Consider the following 1,976-nt stretch of genomic DNA (forward strand, 5'->3'; position numbering starts at 1 on the left):
ACCATCAGGCGGGTATCGGTCGGGGCCTCGACATGCTGGATGCCGTCGACGTCATTGAGCAACAGGGCGGCGGAACGCGCCGGATTGGGCTCGGGATGCAGGGTATGAAAAATAATATCGCGTTGCTTGATCACAGCATGCCTGCTGACCTGTTCACACGTCCTTTATCCTAAACCGATCGCCGAAGGGGTCAATAGCTCACCTGTAAATAAGCGTTTGCTGAATTACCCGGCGGGTCGCTGGCCGACGGTCACCCGCGGATTGCCGCCGTAGTCAATAAAATCAGCCACTTCGCCATAACCGGCCGCACGTAACAGCTGCTGCACTGCTTCGCCCTGATCATAGCCGTGTTCGAGTAACAGCCAGCCGCCCGGCAGCAGACGGGGGCCTGCCTGCTCGAGTATCAGCCGGATGGCGTCCAGACCGTCGGCGCCGGCGGTCAGGGCGCTTTGGGGTTCAAAACGGACATCGCCATGGCTGAGGTGCGGGTCGGCCTCGCAGATATACGGCGGGTTGGAGACGATCATATCGAAGCGTTGCGAGTTCGGAATCCCGCTCAGCCAGTCGGACTGGATAAACTGCACATTGTTCAACTGGTGACGTGCGGCATTGGCCCGTGCCATATCAAGCGCTTGGTTCGATAGTTCCGTCGCAAGGATCCGGCAGCGCGGGCGTTCGGCGGCCAGTGCCAGGGCAATGGCACCGCTACCGGTGCCCAGATCGGCAATCAACCAGTCGGCTTCCGGCGGTATGCGTTCCAGTGCCAGTTCCACCAGCCGCTCGGTATCGGGCCGTGGGATCAAAGTTTCCGGCGAGATCGCTAAACGTAATGACCAGAAATCCTGTTCGCCCAGAATATAGGCGATGGGCTCGCCGGCAAGCCGGCGTTGCAGCAGAGCTTCAAAAGTTTGTTGTTGTGTTGCCTCGACCGGTTTATCCGGCCAGGTATGCAACCAGGTCCGGGATTGTTGCAGCACCTGGCCCAGCAACAGCTCGCTGTCCAGGCGCGCCGAATCGGACACCGCCTGCAGGCGTCGATGGGCAGCGTCCAGCAGCTGGCTGACGGTTATCAACATGATGGGAAAATCGTATGACACATGGAGGGATTATAACTGAATCGGATTTGAGGATATTCATGCCTGTTCACCACCGGCTCGATATTTTTGCCGGAACCGCTGCGCTTGTTCCGGCCTGCGGGACGTGGTGAAAAAATCATTCAAGGCGCTATTTCTCTTTTTCCTCCTGCGCTCTGGCTTTTTCTTCCTCGCTCGGTTCGATCAGGCTGAGCAGAACCCAGTCGGTATCCGGCGCCAGTTTGCCATCCACCACAAACACCTGAATCCGGCCACGCGGGTCAATGGCAAATAGCGGCGTAGCCCGTTTCCCATACTTGTTTTTGAAATCCTCGAAACTGAAATCGTCACTCAGCCGGGTGTCGTGGATCTCGGCGCCCTGACTGATCAGGCTGGAGAGTTTGCTGAAGGTGATAGCCTCGCCAAACAACCGGTAACCGCGATGCTCTTCGGCGGCGATGAGCTTGTCGGGGGCATCTTTCTCCTGCGCGGTCTGCAGCGTATAGATCGATCCGGAACCGAACTCACGGCGAAAACGCAGCCCGGCCAGTACATTGACATCGGCCATGGGAGACAGAGCCAGCATGCGACCAATCCCCACCAGATCCAGGCACTGATCGGCGTGGGCGGAAATCGGGTTGCCGTAATAGGTGGGCAGGCCCGCCATGCGGGCGGCACGAATGTTCTCCCAGGTCGTGTCGGTCAACAACACATTGAACTCCTGCTCCTGCAGGGCCTGGCCGATGGTGCGCGCCACCGGATTGGCGCCGATGATCAGAAAGCCGCGCGGCTCCGGTTCGGCCACGCCCAGCCAGGTGGCAAACAGTCGCGAGGTGGCGCTTTGCAATACCACGGTGCCGATGATGACCATGAAGGTCAGCGGCACCAGTAATGCCGCCTCAT

General features: G+C 59.2%; 2 protein-coding genes. Both read right to left on the reverse strand.

The genetic code is table 11. From position 1 onward, the window contains the following. Positions 1–224 precede the first annotated feature (224 nt). The gene (prmC, locus tag RI563_RS13305) at positions 225–1,073 is read right to left on the reverse strand and encodes a peptide chain release factor N(5)-glutamine methyltransferase (RefSeq protein WP_411293591.1); all 849 of its coding nucleotides are present in this window, start codon (positions 1,071–1,073) and stop codon (positions 225–227) included. A 151-nt stretch (positions 1,074–1,224) separates the two neighbouring features. Then, on the reverse strand, positions 1,225–1,976 hold a 752-nt coding region (locus RI563_RS13310; RefSeq protein ID WP_411293590.1), incomplete at its 5' end, for an NAD-binding protein.

It is taken from the genome of Thiohalophilus sp., from assembly GCF_031581315.1.
Taxonomy (GTDB): Bacteria; Pseudomonadota; Gammaproteobacteria; order UBA6429; family Thiohalophilaceae; genus Thiohalophilus.